The organism is Eubacterium limosum (assembly GCF_000807675.2).
GTDB classification, from domain to species: domain Bacteria; phylum Bacillota; class Clostridia; order Eubacteriales; family Eubacteriaceae; genus Eubacterium; species Eubacterium limosum.
This window is the reverse complement of the sequence record NZ_CP019962.1, coordinates 2,656,834-2,674,200: the sequence shown is the minus strand read 5'-3', so window position 1 is coordinate 2,674,200 and position 17,367 is coordinate 2,656,834. Positions and strand designations below refer to the sequence as shown.

At 45.9% G+C, this 17,367-nt stretch carries 14 protein-coding genes, 3 tRNA genes, 1 rRNA gene and 1 riboswitch; of the genes, 4 read left to right on the top strand and 14 right to left on the bottom strand.

Features of this window, described 5'->3' with window-relative positions:
- Window positions 1–26: 26 nt before the first annotated feature.
- The 6 genes from B2M23_RS12565 to B2M23_RS12540 all read right to left on the bottom strand — a co-directional run bounded on the left by B2M23_RS12565 (window position 27) and on the right by B2M23_RS12540 (window position 4,091).
- Window positions 27–103, bottom strand: a tRNA-Ile gene (locus B2M23_RS12565).
- A 17-nt stretch (window positions 104–120) separates the two neighbouring features.
- Window positions 121–196 (bottom strand) — tRNA-Ala (locus B2M23_RS12560).
- Between the two features lie 22 nt (window positions 197–218).
- Window positions 219–294, bottom strand: a tRNA-Ala gene (locus B2M23_RS12555).
- A gap of 70 nt (window positions 295–364) precedes the next feature.
- A 16S ribosomal RNA gene (locus B2M23_RS12550) occupies window positions 365–1,888 on the bottom strand.
- Window positions 1,889–2,304: 416 nt separating this feature from the next.
- Window positions 2,305–2,868 carry an ECF transporter S component gene (locus B2M23_RS12545; RefSeq protein ID WP_013379303.1) on the bottom strand — a complete coding sequence of 188 codons (564 nt, stop codon included), beginning with the start codon at window positions 2,866–2,868 and terminating at the stop codon, window positions 2,305–2,307.
- An 88-nt stretch (window positions 2,869–2,956) separates the two neighbouring features.
- Window positions 2,957–3,087, bottom strand: a riboswitch (FMN riboswitch).
- A 71-nt stretch (window positions 3,088–3,158) separates the two neighbouring features.
- Entirely contained in the window at window positions 3,159–4,091 is a 933-nt protein-coding gene (locus B2M23_RS12540; protein WP_013379302.1) for a magnesium transporter CorA family protein, read from the bottom strand.
- Between the two features lie 414 nt (window positions 4,092–4,505).
- On the opposite strand from B2M23_RS12540, the gene B2M23_RS12535 reads away from it, so the two are divergent.
- From B2M23_RS12535 to nudC, 4 genes are all read left to right on the top strand, one after another.
- The gene (locus B2M23_RS12535) at window positions 4,506–6,044 is read left to right on the top strand and encodes a sensor domain-containing diguanylate cyclase (RefSeq protein ID WP_227206249.1); all 1,539 of its coding nucleotides are present in this window, start codon (window positions 4,506–4,508) and stop codon (window positions 6,042–6,044) included.
- A gap of 192 nt (window positions 6,045–6,236) precedes the next feature.
- Window positions 6,237–7,874 carry a glutamate/gamma-aminobutyrate antiporter gene (gadC, locus tag B2M23_RS12530; RefSeq protein WP_013379298.1) on the top strand — a complete coding sequence of 546 codons (1,638 nt, stop codon included), beginning with the start codon at window positions 6,237–6,239 and terminating at the stop codon, window positions 7,872–7,874.
- 80 nt (window positions 7,875–7,954) lie between these two features.
- Window positions 7,955–9,373 (top strand): glutamate decarboxylase, encoded by a 1,419-nt coding sequence (gad, locus tag B2M23_RS12525; RefSeq protein ID WP_038354114.1) that lies wholly within the window; start codon window positions 7,955–7,957, stop codon window positions 9,371–9,373.
- A 213-nt stretch (window positions 9,374–9,586) separates the two neighbouring features.
- Window positions 9,587–10,414: an NAD(+) diphosphatase gene (nudC, locus tag B2M23_RS12520; protein ID WP_038354115.1), complete on the top strand. Its 828-nt coding sequence runs from the start codon at window positions 9,587–9,589 to the stop codon at window positions 10,412–10,414.
- Between the two features lie 59 nt (window positions 10,415–10,473).
- Here nudC and B2M23_RS12515 read toward each other — a convergent pair whose 3' ends face one another.
- From B2M23_RS12515 to B2M23_RS12480, 8 genes are all read right to left on the bottom strand, one after another.
- Window positions 10,474–11,127, bottom strand: a complete 654-nt coding sequence (locus B2M23_RS12515) for a TetR/AcrR family transcriptional regulator (RefSeq protein ID WP_013379295.1) — start codon at window positions 11,125–11,127, stop codon at window positions 10,474–10,476.
- Window positions 11,128–11,327: 200 nt separating this feature from the next.
- On the bottom strand, window positions 11,328–11,765 hold the full coding sequence (locus B2M23_RS12510; protein WP_013379294.1) for an ACT domain-containing protein: 438 nt from the start codon (window positions 11,763–11,765) through the stop codon (window positions 11,328–11,330).
- A 30-nt stretch (window positions 11,766–11,795) separates the two neighbouring features.
- Window positions 11,796–12,848 carry a nicotinate-nucleotide--dimethylbenzimidazole phosphoribosyltransferase gene (cobT, locus tag B2M23_RS12505; protein ID WP_038354116.1) on the bottom strand — a complete coding sequence of 351 codons (1,053 nt, stop codon included), beginning with the start codon at window positions 12,846–12,848 and terminating at the stop codon, window positions 11,796–11,798.
- Window positions 12,849–12,939: 91 nt separating this feature from the next.
- Complete coding sequence (locus B2M23_RS12500; RefSeq protein WP_038354117.1) at window positions 12,940–13,521, bottom strand: HDIG domain-containing metalloprotein; 582 nt, start codon at window positions 13,519–13,521, stop codon at window positions 12,940–12,942.
- Window positions 13,522–13,534: 13 nt separating this feature from the next.
- Window positions 13,535–14,389, bottom strand: coding sequence for a shikimate dehydrogenase (locus B2M23_RS12495; protein WP_038354118.1), 855 nt, complete (start codon window positions 14,387–14,389; stop codon window positions 13,535–13,537).
- Window positions 14,390–14,557: 168 nt separating this feature from the next.
- The gene (locus tag B2M23_RS12490) at window positions 14,558–15,391 is read right to left on the bottom strand and encodes a MetQ/NlpA family ABC transporter substrate-binding protein (protein ID WP_013379290.1); all 834 of its coding nucleotides are present in this window, start codon (window positions 15,389–15,391) and stop codon (window positions 14,558–14,560) included.
- Between the two features lie 20 nt (window positions 15,392–15,411).
- A complete protein-coding gene (locus B2M23_RS12485; RefSeq protein ID WP_013379289.1) occupies window positions 15,412–16,071 on the bottom strand; it encodes a methionine ABC transporter permease in 660 nt (219 codons plus the stop codon).
- Complete coding sequence (locus B2M23_RS12480; protein WP_038354119.1) at window positions 16,061–17,095, bottom strand: methionine ABC transporter ATP-binding protein; 1,035 nt, start codon at window positions 17,093–17,095, stop codon at window positions 16,061–16,063. Before B2M23_RS12480 ends, B2M23_RS12485 begins: the two co-directional genes overlap by 11 nt.
- Window positions 17,096–17,367 lie beyond the last annotated feature (272 nt).

Here is a 17,367-nt window from a genome sequence, read left to right as displayed (position 1 = left end):
AATGACCAATGTATGATGTTTAATCATGGTGGGCTTGGGAGGACTTGAACCTCCGACCTCACGCTTATCAGGCGTGCGCTCTAACCACCTGAGCTACAAGCCCATATTTTATTATCAATATGGTGGAGACGAGGAGACTCGAACTCCTGACCTTCTGCATGCGAAGCAGACGCTCTCCCAACTGAGCCACGCCCCCGCAATTGCTTTTTATGATAAGATGGTGGAGATGAGGAGATTCGAACTCCTGACCCCCTGCTTGCAAGGCAGGTGCTCTCCCAACTGAGCTACACCCCCAGATTATCATTTTTGTGTATGACTTTGGGTCATACAAAAGAAAATAGTACCATGACTTCCTGTTCCCTAGAAAGGAGGTGATCCAGCCGCACCTTCCGATACGGCTACCTTGTTACGACTTCACCCCAATTACTAGCCCCACCTTCGACTGCTGAGTCCTTGCGGTTCTCTCACAGGCTTCGGGTGTTGCCAACTCTCGTGGTGTGACGGGCGGTGTGTACAAGACCCGGGAACGCATTCACCGCGGCATTCTGATCCGCGATTACTAGCAACTCCAACTTCATGCAGGCGAGTTGCAGCCTGCAATCCGAACTGGGATCTGTTTTAAGGGATTTGCTTCACCTCGCGGCTTCGCGGCCCTCTGTTCAGACCATTGTAGCACGTGTGTAGCCCAGGTCATAAGGGGCATGATGATTTGACGTCGTCCCCACCTTCCTCCGTATTGTCTACGGCAGTCCCTCTAGAGTGCCCAACTTAATGCTGGCAACTAAAGGCAGGGGTTGCGCTCGTTGCGGGACTTAACCCAACATCTCACGACACGAGCTGACGACAACCATGCACCACCTGTCTCTCTGTTCCCGAAGGAAACTTCCTATCTCTAGGCTCGTCAGAGGATGTCAAGACCTGGTAAGGTTCTTCGCGTTGCTTCGAATTAAACCACATGCTCCGCTGCTTGTGCGGGTCCCCGTCAATTCCTTTGAGTTTCAACCTTGCGGTCGTACTCCCCAGGCGGAATGCTTATTGTGTTAACTGCGGCACTGAGTTTCCCCAACACCTAGCATTCATCGTTTACGGCGTGGACTACCAGGGTATCTAATCCTGTTCGCTCCCCACGCTTTCGCACCTCAGCGTCAGTATTTGTCCAGCAAGCCGCCTTCGCCACTGGTGTTCCTCCTAATATCTACGCATTTCACCGCTACACTAGGAATTCCACTTGCCTCTCCAATACTCAAGTCTACCAGTTTCCAATGCACTTCACCGGTTGAGCCGGTACCTTTCACATCAGACTTAATAGACCGCCTACGCGCCCTTTACGCCCAGTCATTCCGGACAACGCTTGTCCCCTACGTATTACCGCGGCTGCTGGCACGTAGTTAGCCGGGACTTCCTCATTGGGTACCGTCATGTTTTCTTCCCCAATAACAGAGCTTTACGATCCGAAAACCTTCTTCACTCACGCGGTATTGCTGCGTCAGGGTTGCCCCCATTGCGCAATATTCCCCACTGCTGCCTCCCGTAGGAGTCTGGACCGTGTCTCAGTTCCAGTGTGACCGTTCGCCCTCTCAGACCGGTTACCCATCGTCGCCTTGGTGGGCTGTTATCTCACCAACTAGCTAATGGGACGCGGGTCCATCCTATGGCACCGGAGTTTTCATGATCTTGCCATGCGACAAAACCATAATATAAGGCTTTACTCCCAGTTTCCCGAGGCTATTCCTTTCCATAGGGCAGGTTACCCACGCGTTACTCACCCGTTCGCCACTTTCCAGTTCTAATTTCACCCGAAGGATCATTCAAAACCTTCTCGTTCGACTTGCATGTGTTAAGCATACCGCCAGCGTTCGTCCTGAGCCAGGATCAAACTCTCAATAAAAAGTTTATCGTTTAGCCTTTCGGCTTCTTGATCTGGTTCATGTGATGATTTTTTTGAAGTGTTCATCGCACTTGCGTTTTATCCTTTGCTGATTTTCATCAGCTGGAATTTCAGGTTTTATGGTACTATTCTCTTTTCTATGACCCGAACCTCTTTATCTATACTAATGAAGAGATTCATCTGCCGTCCTTGACAGCTTGTTTATGATACAACATCTCACAGGCTGTTGTCAAGCGCTTTTTTGCTTTTTTCAAAATCTTTTTTCGAAGACTTTTACTCAAAATCAGCAGCGCCTTATTGCTGACGACTTGACATAGTTTATCAGCTTTTTTATGAACTGTCAATAGGTTATTTGATTTTTTTTATAAAAAAAGCGAAATCCGTGAAGATTTCGCTTCTCAATGGCTTATTCAGGCTTATTCAGCCAGCTTTGTTTCTTTGATTTCCATGCCTAACACCTTTGATACAGACTTGTAGACAATAAATGTAATGAGCGCATTGACACCTGTTTTAATTAAATTAAATGGTATAATGACTGGAATGAGCATTGCTATAACCGCCTCAATTGGTGTTCCCATAAACAGCGGTGTGAAAATCAGATTCCAGATAACCATTGTGATCGTCATTGCCAGGGCTCCAAAGAGCAGTCCAACAACAGCGCCCTTCCGTGTACGATGCTTCTTATAAATATTGCCTGCCACTAGGACAAAGCTTCCCGTCGCAAAGAAATGCATCATAATGCCGATAATACCGCTGGCCGAACTTACCGTTAATCCCTGTAAAATAGAGACAACCGCTGTTAAAACCAGGCCACCTAACGGCCCAAACATAAATGTACCGATCAAAATGGGGATATCCGCCGGATCATACTCTAAAAAAGGAGCTGCCGGGAAAATTGGAAAGTGAATTAAGTAGACCAATAGTATGGACATCGCTGCCAATACCGCCATTTGAGTGATCGTCTTCGTTTTGACGTTCATGATGATACCTCCTGTGGGTCTGTCAGGTCGTATTAAAAAAGCCCTTAGGTCTGTGTACCTAAGGGCTCAATACTAAGCGCATCAACTGTGCTAATTTCTTTCATCCGGACTATACCGTTGGTTCTGGATTCTAACCAGATCGGCCTTTCGGCTCGTAGACTTATTGCTCCTTCGCACATCACTACCAGTGAGGAATTACACCTCGCCCTGAAACAGACATATCATTTAATTTTCTGTATACATTATAGCGCCATTCGTCTATATTGTCAAGCAGCTTGAACAATTTATTGCTATGAGAACATGTTTTTTCTGAATAATATCATTGCTACCAAAGCGGTTAGGATCACAACGATAATCACAACTGCTCCAAAATTAGCAAACGGCAGGCCCGAAACGTTCATTCCATAAAAGCTTGAGACCATTGTTGGTATTGCCATCAATATTGTAATGGAGGTTAAAACCTTCATTACAATATTCAAGTTGTTTGAAATGATCGACGCGAAAGCATCCATCGTACCGCTCAAAATATTGCTGTAAATATTGGACATCTCAATGGCCTGCTCCACTTCAATCAGCACGTCCTCTAACAGCTCGCGGTCATCTTCGTAAAGCTTGATGACACGCCCCCGCTGAAGCTTTTCAAGCACGGACTGGTTCGCTTTTAATGAAGTGGAGAAGAACACCAAACTCTTTTCCAAATCCAATAACTGGATAAGTTCTTTGTTTTTCATCGAACGATGCAGTTCCTTCTCGATTTCGGTGCTCATTCGGTTAATATGTCTCAGGTAAACCAGGAACCGGGTCGCAACACGGTAAAGCATCTGAAAAATAAACCGGGTTTTCAGATTTGTAAAAACATGCTTTACCCGGCCCTTTGCAAAGTCATCGATAATGGTATTGCTTTGCAGACAGACCGTTATAATGTTCTCATGGGTTTCGATAATCCCAACCGGTATGGTACTGTATAAAACCATCTGTGAGGTTTTATCCACTATGGGTACATCGATGGTTATTAATGCCTGATTCATATCCTCATCAAGCTCGACACGTGAGATTTCTTCTTCATCCAGTGCGGCACGGAGAAAATCCTCTTCTACATTTAATTGATCTGAAATTGACAGAAGCTCTTCCTCTGTGGGATTTACCATGTTAATCCAGGCATGCTTTTCAATTTCATCAATTTCTACAATTTTTCCATCAATCGTTTTGTAAATATTGATCATTTTGACCTCCCTCGTTAGAAAGCGGTCAAAATATATGCTGATATTATGACCGCTTGATTATTCAATTTTAGTAAGCGCTTCTCTCCAGGGTCTGCGTCCATAATATCACTCCTTTTTGTATCTTAAGGGCTTATCACAAAGAAAAAACCTTCACATAAAACATGAAGGTACTGTTTAGGATTGTGCCCTCTACCTACTATACGTGTTTGAGAGAATAATGTCAATCTTTTTTTATTTTTACTCTCGTTAAACTTGTGTTAAAATAAAGTAGAGTTGGGTAGAAATCTCCTGGAGGTGACACATATTTTGAAAGTAAAAAGAAAGCTCCCCCTTTTAATGATTCTGTTAGTGGTGATACCGCTTTTAATATTATCTTCCATTATAAGCATTTATATGTCAAGAAGCTCTTTGGAGATGCGAAAGCAGGCCCTGTCAGATGTTTCTGAATCCATCGCCAACTATCTGGAAGAGTTTTACAAAACACAAATGGATGATCTGGAATTCACAGCTCAGATTCCCGCTTTCGCCAAGAGTCTGAGCGATCCGTCAAACTCTGAGCTCCTGGAGCCGGCGCAGCAGCTCCTGAACATCAGCGCTAAAACAAACAGCGTTGTCAATCGCAATTCAATCATCGACCTGTCCGGAAATGTCGTGGCTTCATCGGACCCTAATTATCAGGGGACAAACGTGAGGGATTCAAGCATGTTCAAAACATTGATTGAGCAAAACAAGGATTCCTACAATGAAGTTGTGGACACGCCGTCCAACGGCAGTAAATGCCTCGCATTGGCCATAAAGATATACGATACTTCCCAAAAACCCATCGGAATTTTAAACCGCAATGTCAGTATTGGAAGTATTAACCAGCAGATCAGCCAGCGTAAGGTGGGCGACAGCGGCTATGTCTATATTCTGGACTCCAAGGCCAAACAGCTTTCTACAATTATGGAGGAAGGTCTCTCCTCAGAAGAAAGTCAGGAGAACGCCCTCAATAATGACGCAGATCTGAAAAAGTTCATATCCGATGTTGAAAACAACCGACTAAAGAGCAACACTGGATTCTTTACCTATAACTATGATGGTACCCCTGTTATTGCCAATTACGAAAAGATCCCTACCTCTGGCTGGGTCGTGGTTGTCTGTATGACGCAAACCGAGGTTTTTAAAGAGGCCAACACCCTGCAGACCATGCTGCTTCTCACTACATTGACGATTACACTGGTCGCTCTGTTTATCGGAATTCAGCTTGCCAAAACCATTACAAACCCTCTTACCTATCTGACCGAAAAGATCAAGCAGATTCAGCATGAAAACTTTTCTGTGCGCTGTGAAATTCCAGGAGACGATGAGTTTCACGAGCTGGCTGACAACATCAATCAGATGACTGAAACCCTGGAAATCAGCAAGCATGAGCTGGTAAAAACAAATGAACTTTTAAAGAAGTCGGCTTATATTGACGGGCTGACCAACATTCCAAACCGTAAGTCTATTTATCACACAATGGACACGCTGTTCAGAAAATACAACAATCAGGCTCTTTTTCTTTTTGACCTTGACGGTTTTAAAACCATCAATGATACCTTCGGACATCATATGGGCGACGCCGCACTCAATGCTGTGGCCAAAATTCTAAAGGGCATTGCCAGCGATAATGTTTTCCCTGCCCGTCTGGGCGGTGATGAATTCCTGATATTTATCAATAATTATTCAAATCCAAAGGATGTTTTGGATTTAGCGGAAAATATCCTTCGGAATATCGAAAATATTAAAAATCTCAGGGAGCACCCTGTCAATCTTTCTGCCAGTCTGGGGATCACTTTCCTCAAGGATGATACCATTAACCGCAGCCAGTGGATACGCCAGGCTGATGAGGCCATGTACGATGCCAAGCATAATGAGACCTCCGCTTATGCTATCTATGAAAAAGAAGCTGATTTGTTTCATGAAGATTGAGACGAATTACCCAAAAAGATCCTTAAAAATCGCCTTAAATGCGATTTTTAAGGATCTTTGTCGTTTTTCAATCATTTTTAAAATAAAAATTTTTATTTTTACTTTTTTCTTCTTTTTTGTTTAAACCAAAATTTCGCCGGGTAAGTAATTAACCGTAAACCAAAAGAACATTTTTTAGGAGGTGTTTCTCACATGAATAAACCAAGTTCGCAAAGCACTGGACCTAAAAAGACCTTAACCTTATTTGGCTTCTTTGCCATTACTGCTTCAATGGTTATGACGGTCTATGAATATCCAACCTTTGCATCATCTGGTTTCCAGCTTGTATTTTTCTTATTACTTGGTGGATTTTTATGGTTCATTCCTGTTGCTCTCTGCGCCGCTGAAATGGCGACGGTCGATGGCTGGCAGGACGGTGGTATTTTTGCCTGGGTCGGAAATACACTTGGTGAACGATGGGGTTTTGCCGCAATCTTTTTTCAATGGTTCCAAATAACCGTCGGTTTTGTCACCATGATTTATTTCATTCTCGGCGCATTCTCGTATGTGTTTGACTTCCCTGCACTCAGCAGCAATCCGACCATACAGTTTATCGGCGTATTAGTTGTCTTCTGGGCCTTGACCTTCTCTCAGCTCGGCGGAACCAAGTACACCGCGATCATTTCAAAAGTCGGCCTGATTGTCGGGATCATTATTCCGGCCATTATTCTTTTCGGTCTGGCGATTGCTTACTTTACAACCGGCGGTCCGCTGAATGTCGAAATCAGCGCAAAAGCATTCATTCCTGATTTTTCTAAAATCAATACGCTGGTAATTTTCGCTTCATTCGTTCTGGCCTTCATGGGTGTTGAAGCTTCTGCCTCACACGTCAATGAGCTGCAGAACGCCAACAAGAACTATCCGCTGGCCATGTTTATGCTGGTCATTATGGCCATTATCTTAAACACCATCGGTGGTATGGCGGTTGCGGCTTCCGTTCCGGCAAGCGAATTAAGCATGAACTCTGGTGTTGTCCAGGCGTTCGCCGCTTTGATGAATCATGTTAATCCACATCTTGGATGGCTGGTTAAAATCATTGCCTGCATGATTGCGGTCGGCGTTATGGGCGAAGTAAGCGCCTGGGTTGTCGGCCCTTCAAGAGGTCTTTACACCACAGCACAAAAAGGTATCTTACCTGGTGTTTTCAAAAAAGTCAACAAACACAATGTTCCTGTTCCGCTGATTATGGTACAGGGCGTTATCGTCACCATTTGGGCAGCTGTTCTGACCTTTGGCGGCGGCGGCGCAAACATTTCATTCTTAACTGCAATTTCACTGACCGTTGTGCTTTATCTGGTCGGTTATATTCTCTTCTTTATCGGCTACTTTGTTCTTGTCTACAAACACAAGGATCTCAAACGTGCTTACCAGGTACCTGGCGGCACAGCTGGTAAGACCATTCTGGCAGGCATCGGCTTGATTATGTCGGTTGCTACCTTTATTATCTCTTTCTTCCCGCCATCTCAGCTTGCAGCGACAAACGACGGAAAATACGAAACGGTTCTGATGATCAGTTTTATCCTGGCTGTTATCGTACCATTCATCATTTACGCACTGCATGATAAGAAGGGCAAGAAGATTAAAGAACCGCAGCATGTTACCATGGCAGACCGTCCAGGTCATTTCAATTACATCAGTTTAAGAGGCCGTGGCGAACATCATATTAACCCAGATCCTGAAGATTACATGAATCAGGAAACCGCGCCGATTGCTGACCCAGCCCAGGAGGCCGCAGCTGCAGCGCAGACCGCTCAAACGAGCAAAGCGGACAAGCTGTCCACTAAAAAATAACTTATTTTACGCTGTGTCGTCAATTATCATTGGCTTGACATAAATAAATTTAATTCAAACATTTTTAGGAGGTAATCAAAATGTTATATTCAAAAGATGATCAGGACAAATTAAAGGATCGCTACTTAACCCCAATTTTTGGTACAGAAGCAAGTGATGAACCCTTACCCAAATACAAACTTCGCAAGGACCCAGTTGAACCGGAGGTTGCTTACCGCTTAATCAAAGATGACTTATTGGATGAAGGAAGTGCCAGACTGAACCTTTCCACCTTCTGCCAGACTTACATGGAACCAGAAGCTACAAAAATCATGGCTGAAACACTTGAAAAAAATGCGATTGATAAATCGGAATACCCTCAGACAACTGAACTCGAAAACCGTTGTGTCAATATGATTGCTGATCTGTGGCATGCACCGGATGATGAAAAATTCTTAGGCACCTCTACCGTAGGTTCTTCCGAAGCTTGTATGCTTGGTGGTATGGCCATGAAATTCAGATGGCGTAACAATGCGATCAAGCAGGGCTTAGATGTAAAAGCTAAAAAGCCAAACCTGGTTATCTCCTCTGGTTATCAGGTATGCTGGGAAAAATTCTGTGTGTACTGGGATATCGAAATGCGTCTCGTACCCCTGGATGAACAGCATATGAGCATGAACATGGATACCGTTATGGATTTCGTTGATGAATACACCATCGGTATTGTCGGTATCATGGGGATTACCTACACTGGTAAATTTGACGACATCAAAGCTCTGGATACTTTAGTCGAAGACTATAACAAGAAAAACCCTAAATTCCCAATTTACATCCATGTCGACGGCGCTTCCGGCGGTATGTTTGCACCGTTTATTGAACCAGACCTGGAATGGGACTTCCGTCTTAAAAATGTTGTTTCCATCAATACTTCCGGTCATAAATACGGCCTGGTATATCCAGGTATTGGCTGGGTATTATGGAGAGATGAAAAATGGTTGCCGAAGGAACTGATCTTCAGCGTCAGCTACTTAGGCGGCAGCCTGCCGACAATGGCCATTAACTTCTCACGCTCTGCAAGCCAGATCATTGGACAGTATTACAACTTCTTACGTTATGGCTATGAAGGCTACAAGAAGATTCACGAAAGAACAAGAGACGTTGCCATGTATATCTCTAAAGAACTGGAAAAAACCGGTTTATTTGAAATCTACAACGATGGCTCCAACTTACCAATCGTCTGCTGGAAGATGAAAAAAGACGCAAATAAAGAATGGAACTTATATGACCTTGCTGACCGTATCCGCATGAAGGGCTGGCAGGTACCGGCTTATCCACTGCCGGAAAACTTACAGGACGACATTATCCAGAGAGTCGTTGTCCGTGCTGACTTAAGTGAACAGCTTGGCGTTCTGCTCATGGAAGACATGAACCGTGCGATCAAGGAACTGGACGAAGCACACATTCTGCCACATGGCGGCGACCAGGTTAACAACAAGGGCGTATATGGTTTTACGCACTAATAAGAACATCAAAACCGTTTGATGTTTTCCTCTCCTAACCAATAGAACAGGAGTGTCTCCTATCCACTCCTCTAATCCACTACAACCCGTATCGCAGCGATGCGGGTTGTTTTTTAATGGCTGCATTGTCGTCCAGGCGCTGTTGTGGTATAGTTAGTAGCAGACGCAGCGGCTACGCCCTACGCCATTTCACAGCATCAAAGGAGTAAAATCATGATACAGGACATTGAACCTTACCGGCTGGCAAATGAATATGAACCAGCCCCGCCAAAAAAGGATGCTTATATTTTATGGTACAAGGAGGATTACATTCTTCTCAGGCACAGCGATGAAGCCATTTCCTTTCCCCGCTTTTCGGACATCCCACCGGACATGGGCGGGCGTTATGCCTATCTTTTTTCGGTGGGCCAGGACACCTTTTACCTCTCCGAAGCGCCTGAGGCTGCTTTTAACGAGGACTTTTATCTCGAAAACATGCAGGTCCTGCGCCGCACAAGCCCCCGCTACCTGACCTATGCCGGGCTGGTCGGCTACCAGCTGTATAACTGGTACCGGAACCGCCGTTTCTGCGGCCGCTGCGGCGAGCCCATGAAACCTGCCGCCAATGAGCGCATGCTTTACTGTCCGGAATGCGGCAATCTGGAATACCCAAAAATCTCCCCTGCTGTCATCGTCGCAGTGACAGACGGCGACCGTATCCTCATGTCAAAATATGCCGGGCGGGCTTTTAAAAAATATGCATTGCTCGCTGGCTTTGCCGAGATCGGCGAGACCATTGAGGAAACGGTCAAGCGCGAGGTCATGGAGGAGGTCGGCCTTAAGGTAAAGAACATCCGCTATTATAAAAGCCAGCCGTGGCCCTTTTCAGATTCTCTTCTCTTTGGCTTTTTTGCAGACCTGGACGGTGACGATACCATCACTTTGGATGAAAATGAACTGGCGGTTGCCGAATGGTTTACGCGCGACGAGATGCCGGTCAAGGCTGATGGCTTCAGCCTCACCAATGAGATGATGATGCAGTTTAAAAATGGCCTTTACTAAAGGGACTCGTACATCATAAAAAACCAACCCGTATCGTGGCGATACGGGTTGGTTTTTGTTTAAACCAGAAACCGGATATGCTCTGGATTTTTATTCTTCAGAAAATCAAAAGCCTGCTTGATGGTGTTCTGGATCATATCTCCGTCCAGATCCATCAGTCTGAAAAGTGTTTTTACAAAATAAAAGCACATCTGGTCTTTTCCAAATTCAATCTCGCGTTCATAGTAGTTAATGAACAGTTCTTTTCGGGAACCAAACTCAGCCATTGCAATAACATCCAAGTCCTCGTCTGTATAGGATTTGTTTAAAAAATCAAGGCATGAGCGGTTAAGTGTTTTGGTGATGGACAGGCGTCCGCCATTATCCACATCCTTAACCAGCACCTCGTAATACAGCAGAGTATTGTGGGGGTCGGATAGAATCGCATTGTAATACAGCACCAGTGTAAAGCAATACTTGGTGTAAAGGTTCAAGTCTTTTTCTGACGCTTCAGAAACATAATCATAAAGCGCCATAAAAAAGGTATTGTAAATATCAGAAATCATATCATCTTTTTTCTTAAAGTAATATGTGATTGTTCCCAGCTTTACATTAGCATAATCCGCTATATCCTGGATACCTGTTTTATTATAGCCATTTTCATAAAAAAGCTGCTTGGCTGCATTAATAATGTTCTGTTTGGTGAGCGTCCCTTTTTTTGATTTAGCTACCATTAACAGTTCCTTTCTCGTTAATTTGGGGTGGGGTTTTTACTGTAAAAATTATTTATTCACTATTAAAATTGGATATTGGTTTTATTATATCTATTTTTTGAAAAAAAGTCCATAAAAAAATAAGAAAGCTTTGATTTTACGAGATTTTATCTTAATAAAAAACAGTGTTGACTCCGAGGAGGCAACACTGTTTTTTATTTTTATTTCATGAGCAGCTCATCACTCTCCAGAAGATTGGCGTGGGGCTCCTTGTCAAAGACTTCCCGCACCTTTTCGTCGTCGTCTTCATCAATCTTAAAAATGATAATGGCGTTGGAGGTGTTCTGCGGCAGGAAGGAGTAGGCATACTCAATATTGACGCCGCCTTCTGTCAGCAGCTCAACCATATCGCTCATTCCGCCTGGGCGGTCTGGAATCTCAACCGCCATGACATTTGTTTCATTCGCCATGATATGCGCTTCTCTGAGCGCCTCCAGCCCTTTATCCGTATTCTGTAAAATCAGGCGGACAACGCCGTAGTCAGCGGTCTCCGCGATGGTTAAGGAACGGATATTAACGTCTTCGGCCTTTAATACCTTGAGCATCTCGCTCAGGCGGCCTTCTCTGTTTTGTATAAATACAGATACCTGTCTGATCATATTCTGCCTCCTGTTTCTCTGTTTTCCTTTTTAAACAACGTCCATATTAACATCTGCATAGGTGGCCATATCGCGGTTCATGGCAACTGCGGCATCCAGCAGATAAAAAGCCAGCGCAGCCCCGCTGCCTTCGCCCAGGCGCATATCCATGTGTAAAAACGGTGCAAAATCCAACAGCTCTGAACCAAATTTTGCGCCCTTTTCATCAGAAGCATGCGAGCAGATCAGGTAATCCTTGACCTCTGGTTTCAGGGCAATGGCAATGGCGGCGGATGCGGTAGAAATATAGCCGTCAACCACAACCGGCACATGGCAGGCCGCGCCTGCGAGCATGACGCCTGTCATGGCCGCGATTTCCAGACCGCCAACCTTTGACAGGATATCGACCGGGTCGTTTTTATCCGGTTTGTTTAAAGCGATAGCATCGCGGATAACCTGTGCTTTGTTTTTTGTCAGGTCTTCTGAAAGATTGGCGCCCACACCGGTAATTTCCTCTGGATCAACATCGCCCAAAACGGCAAAAATCGCAGTGCTTGGGGTTGTGTTTCCAATGCCCATCTCACCGGTTCCTAGAACCTTATAGCCTTTTTCAATGGCTTCATTGGCGGCTTCAATGCCGATTTCCAGCGCTTTGACTGCTTCTTCACGGGTCATGGCAGGTTCCTTGCGCATGTTGGCGGTGCCGCGGCGGATTTTCTTATCCACAGCTTCACAGTCTGCCGGAAGGTCTGGGATCATGCCAACATCATAGACGAAAACATCGGCGCCTGCCAGGCGGCTGAGCACGCCGACACCTGTCCTGTAGGCCGCGATCATGGGGGTCATCAGCTCTGTGAATACCTGCGGCGCGGCAGAAACGCCTTCGTCGCACACACCGTGGTCGCCTGCAAAGCAGAGCACTGCCTTTTTCTTAATATCCGGGATGACCTCTCCGGTAATGGCTGAAAGCTGTTCAGCAATATTTTCCAGAACACCTAAGCTTCCCACTGGTTTTAAAAGGATGTCAATGCGTTCTCTCGACTGCTTTTTGGCCGCTTCGTCAATTTTCTGGATTTTATCCAGGGTTTCCTGTAATAAACTCATTTTATTTCCCTCTCAAGTTAATTTCTTTTTCTAATATAGTATTATAGCATTACCGCTTGTGCGATAAAAGATGATTTCATGCGAATTCGGGTTAATTTTCGACCTCGCCTCTGAGATCAATGGCGTCGCAGACTTCACGCATCCCCAGGATCACTTCCTCAATAACATCTCCGAGGTCCATTTCCAGCCGCTCACAGCCCTTTTTAATGATCTCACGGTCGACGCCTGCGGCAAACCCTTTGCTTTTAAACTTCTTTTTAACAGACTTGGTCTCCAGATCCAGCACGCTTTTAGACGGGCGCATAATGGCCGTGGCGTTGACCAGGCCCGTCAGCTCGTCAATGGTGTAAAGGACCTTTTCCATCTGCGACTGTGGCTCGATATCCACGCAGATTCCATAGCCATGGCTGGCCACTGCCCGGATGATTTCGGGGTCGATGTCACGCTCCTGCATAATTTCCTGAACCTTTACACAGTGCTGATCCGGATACTTTTCATAATCCAGGTCATGGAGGAGTCCGACGATTCCCCATTTTTCCTCATCCTCGCCGTATTTCCGCGCAAAATGGCGCATAACACCTTCTACCGCCAGGCCGTGCTTTACCAGCGCGTCACTCTCATTGTATTCCTTCAGAAGCGCCAGGGCTTCATTTCGGGTTAACATTTTTGACATATTCTGCCTCCTGTTATTTAAAATATTTATTTTGGACGTCATATACCGGCATTTCGTGTCCGGTCCACAGTTTAAAAGCGTCTGCCCCCTGCCAGAGCAGCATGCCCAGACCGCCGACGGTTTTACAGCCCTGTTCCTCCGCCATTTTTAGAAGCTTGGTTTCTCTGGGGTTGTATACAATGTCAGATACCACAAGCCCGGGATGGAGCAGGCTTTTGTCCTCAATCACCGACTGACCGGATCTTGGTGCCATGCCAATCTGGGTGGCATTGGTGAACAGCGCCGCGCTCTCAAGCGCTTTGCTGAGCTGAGCGGTGTCCGCAATGCTGTAGGCCGAGGCGATGCAGCCAGTGTGCCTGTTGATATCATCGGCGATTTTAACGGCTTTGTCCAGGCTCCGGTTAAAGATCACAATTTCTGCCACACCATCCAGGGCCGCCTGTATGGCAATTGCCCGGGCCGCACCGCCGGCCCCGCCCAGCACCATCTTTTTATGGATAACATCCACGCCATATTCGCGCAGCATCCGCATATAGCCGCTGCCATCGGTCGTATAGCCCTTTAATACACCGTTCTCGCTGACGACCGTGTTGACAGCCTCCATGAGCTGCGACGCTGGTGAGAGCTCATCGACCAGCTCACACATTTTTGTCTTGTTTGGCATGGTCAGGTTCCAGCCCCGGGCATTCAGAAGCTTCAGCCCTTTTACGGCTTCTGCCAGCTGCGTCTCGCCAACCTCAAAGGCAAGGTAGGCATAATCCAGCCCCAATAGCGAAAAGGCCATGTTATGCATTGCCGGCGATACGCTGTGGGCCACAGGGCTCCCCAGCAGACAGATCAATTGTGTTGTTCCTGTAATCTCTACCATCACGCTTATTCCTCACTTTTATCAAATCGTTATTGCTATTATAGCACAAATTTTCTAAAGAGGATGGACTATATAAAATTCAAAGGGTATCGCGGCAATACCCTTTGAATAAACCTTATAAAAAAACAGGAGACCGCCACCGGCGTGTCTCCTGTTCAGATTCGAGCTTTAGAAAATTGATACAACAGAGCCCTGGTAGGTATCTTCGATGAATTTTTTCACATCGTCGCTCTTTAAGGCTTCCATTAAGGCTTTGGTTTTGTCAGAGTTTTCATCGCCTTCGCGGACTGCTACAACATTAGCGTAGGTCTGGGCAGCTTCAGAATCTTTTTCTTCTTTGGCTAAAGCGTCAGTAACCTTTAAATCTGCCTGTAATGCGTAGTTGCCGTTGATGACAGCCATGTCAACATCCTGTAAGGAGCGGCCAAGCTGTGCGGCTTCCAGCTCCTGAACATTTAAGTTTTTGGGATTTTCTGTGATGTCTTTAGGTGTAGCGGACAGTCCAGCATCAGGATTTAATTTAATCAGTCCATTCGCTTCCAGCAACAGCAAAGCGCGTGCTTCATTGGTTGTGTCGTTTGGAACCGCAATGGTTGCGCCATCACTCAGCTCAGCAAGCGATTTTGTTTTTCCAGCATATAAACCAAGTGGTTCATAATGAACTGCCCCGGCTGATACCAGTTTAGTGCCATTTTTTTCGTTAAATTCATCCAGATAAGGCTTGTGCTGGAAGTAATTCGCATCCAGCTCTTTGTTTTCAAGCGCCATATTCGGCTGCACATAATCCTGGAATTCAGTAATCTTAAGCGTATATCCCTTTTCCTTCAGAACATTTTCAGCTGCTTTTAGAATTTCAGCATGAGGGGTCGGCGATGCGCCCACCACGATGGTTTTATCATCCGAGCCAGAGGCTGATCCCCCGCCGGAAGAGCTGCAGCCTGCGGCCATCACCGTCACAAGGCCTAACGCTACCAGTACAGACAATACTTTTTTAAATTTCATCCTTCTTTTCCTCCTGGAAATTATTTTCTCTTATCCTGCTTTTCAGCGATCTTCATCCCGATTTCCTGGAATACCTGAACCACCAGAACCAGCAGTACAACAGTCACAATCATCACGCCGTTCTCGTAACGGTAATACCCGTAACGGATGGCAATATCACCGAGGCCGCCGCCGCCCACAATACCAGCCATAGCTGAATAGCCCAGGATGGTGGTGGTCGAAATGGCTGCGCCCACGATCAGCGAAGGCTTGGCCTCCGGCAGAAGCACCTTGCAGATTACCTGGAAAGGGCTGGCTCCCATAGAAAGCGACGCCTCAATCAGTCCCTTATCCACCTCACGGAGTGAGGATTCCACCATACGCGCGATAAACGGCGCAGCCGCCATAACCAGCGGCACAATGGTCGCATTGGAGCCAATGGTGGTACCGGTAATGAAGCGTGTGATCGGGATAACCGCGATCAGCAGGATCAAAAACGGAATGGAACGGGTAATATTAACAATAATGTCTAAAATTTTATGGACAATGGGCAGAGGCTTAACCCCATCCTTGTCACAGGCCACCAAAATAACCCCCATCGGGATTCCCAGCACATAGGAAATCAGGGTAGATGCCAAAGTCATGTACAGGGTTTGAAGCAGGCCCCACCAGATCATATTAATCATTGTGCTATCCCACATAGTCCGGCACCTCCTCCACAGTCAATCCATTGGATCTCAGATAATTCAGCACCTTGCTGGCGGTTGTGCTGTCCTCAGGCAGCTGGATGACCATCTGTCCGCGGGCAATGCCGTCGATATTTTTCATGTCCGCATACATAATGTTGACCAGCGCCTTACATTCCAGAATCATCCGGGCTATTACCGGATCGTAGGACGAGCTTCCGTCAAAGACGATGCGGCAGCAGTTCTTGCCGACGTGGCCAGTGAGGTTTTCACCGTCCGGGAAAATCATTCTCCTGGCAATGGCAGTTTTTGGATTGGTGAATATTTCCTCCACACTGCCCTGCTCGGCAATATGGCTCTTATCAATAATGGCCACATGGCTGCATATTTCCTCCACCACGCTCATCTCATGGGTGATCACCACAATGGTGATGCCCAGACGCTTGTTTATATCCTTTAAAAGTGTGAGGATCGACCGTGTGGTGGTGGGGTCAAGAGCTGAGGTGGCTTCGTCACACAGCAGCACCTTCGGGTTGTTGGCCAGCGCACGCGCGATGGCAACACGCTGCTTCTGCCCGCCGGACAGCTGGGAAGGATAAGACTGCGCCCGGTCGCTGAGGCCGACGAGCTCTAAAAGCTCTGCCGCGCGCCCCTTGGCCTTGGACTTGTCATACCCCGCGATTTCAAGTGCAAATAAAATATTCTTTTCGGCAGTCCGCTGTTCCAAAAGGTTGAACTGCTGAAAGATCATCCCCATGGAATAACGTACTTTCCGAAGATCCTTTTCCGATATTTGCGAAATATCCTCACCGTCCACTAAAACGCCGCCCTCGGTTGGTTTCTCCAGCAGGTTCATACAGCGCACAAGCGTGCTTTTTCCAGCGCCGCTCATACCGATGATGCCAAATATATCGCCTTTATGAATGGTGATATTAATATCATCCAAAGCCTTCACATCGCCACTTTTTGTATGGAAGGTTTTCCCCAGAGACCGAATCTCAATGATGGGCTGCGCCTGTTTGTTTATTGGTGTTTCCATTTCTACCTCCTCTCAAAAAGCTTGATTTCTCAAATATCATTCCGTACTCTTTCATATGGTATTGAAAGGATACACTTTTACAATTATATTCTAGATTTAAAGCCTTTGTCAAGGTATACAGCGTTCAAGTGCAAAACCTGCAATATTCATATAAATTTATTCATATATGTTTTATATGCTTTTGTATTATAAAGGTTCTTTTTACTTTTGTCAATACTTTTGAAAAATATTTGACCATGTCTTTTGTCCTGCGTTGAATCCCTGATTTTAAA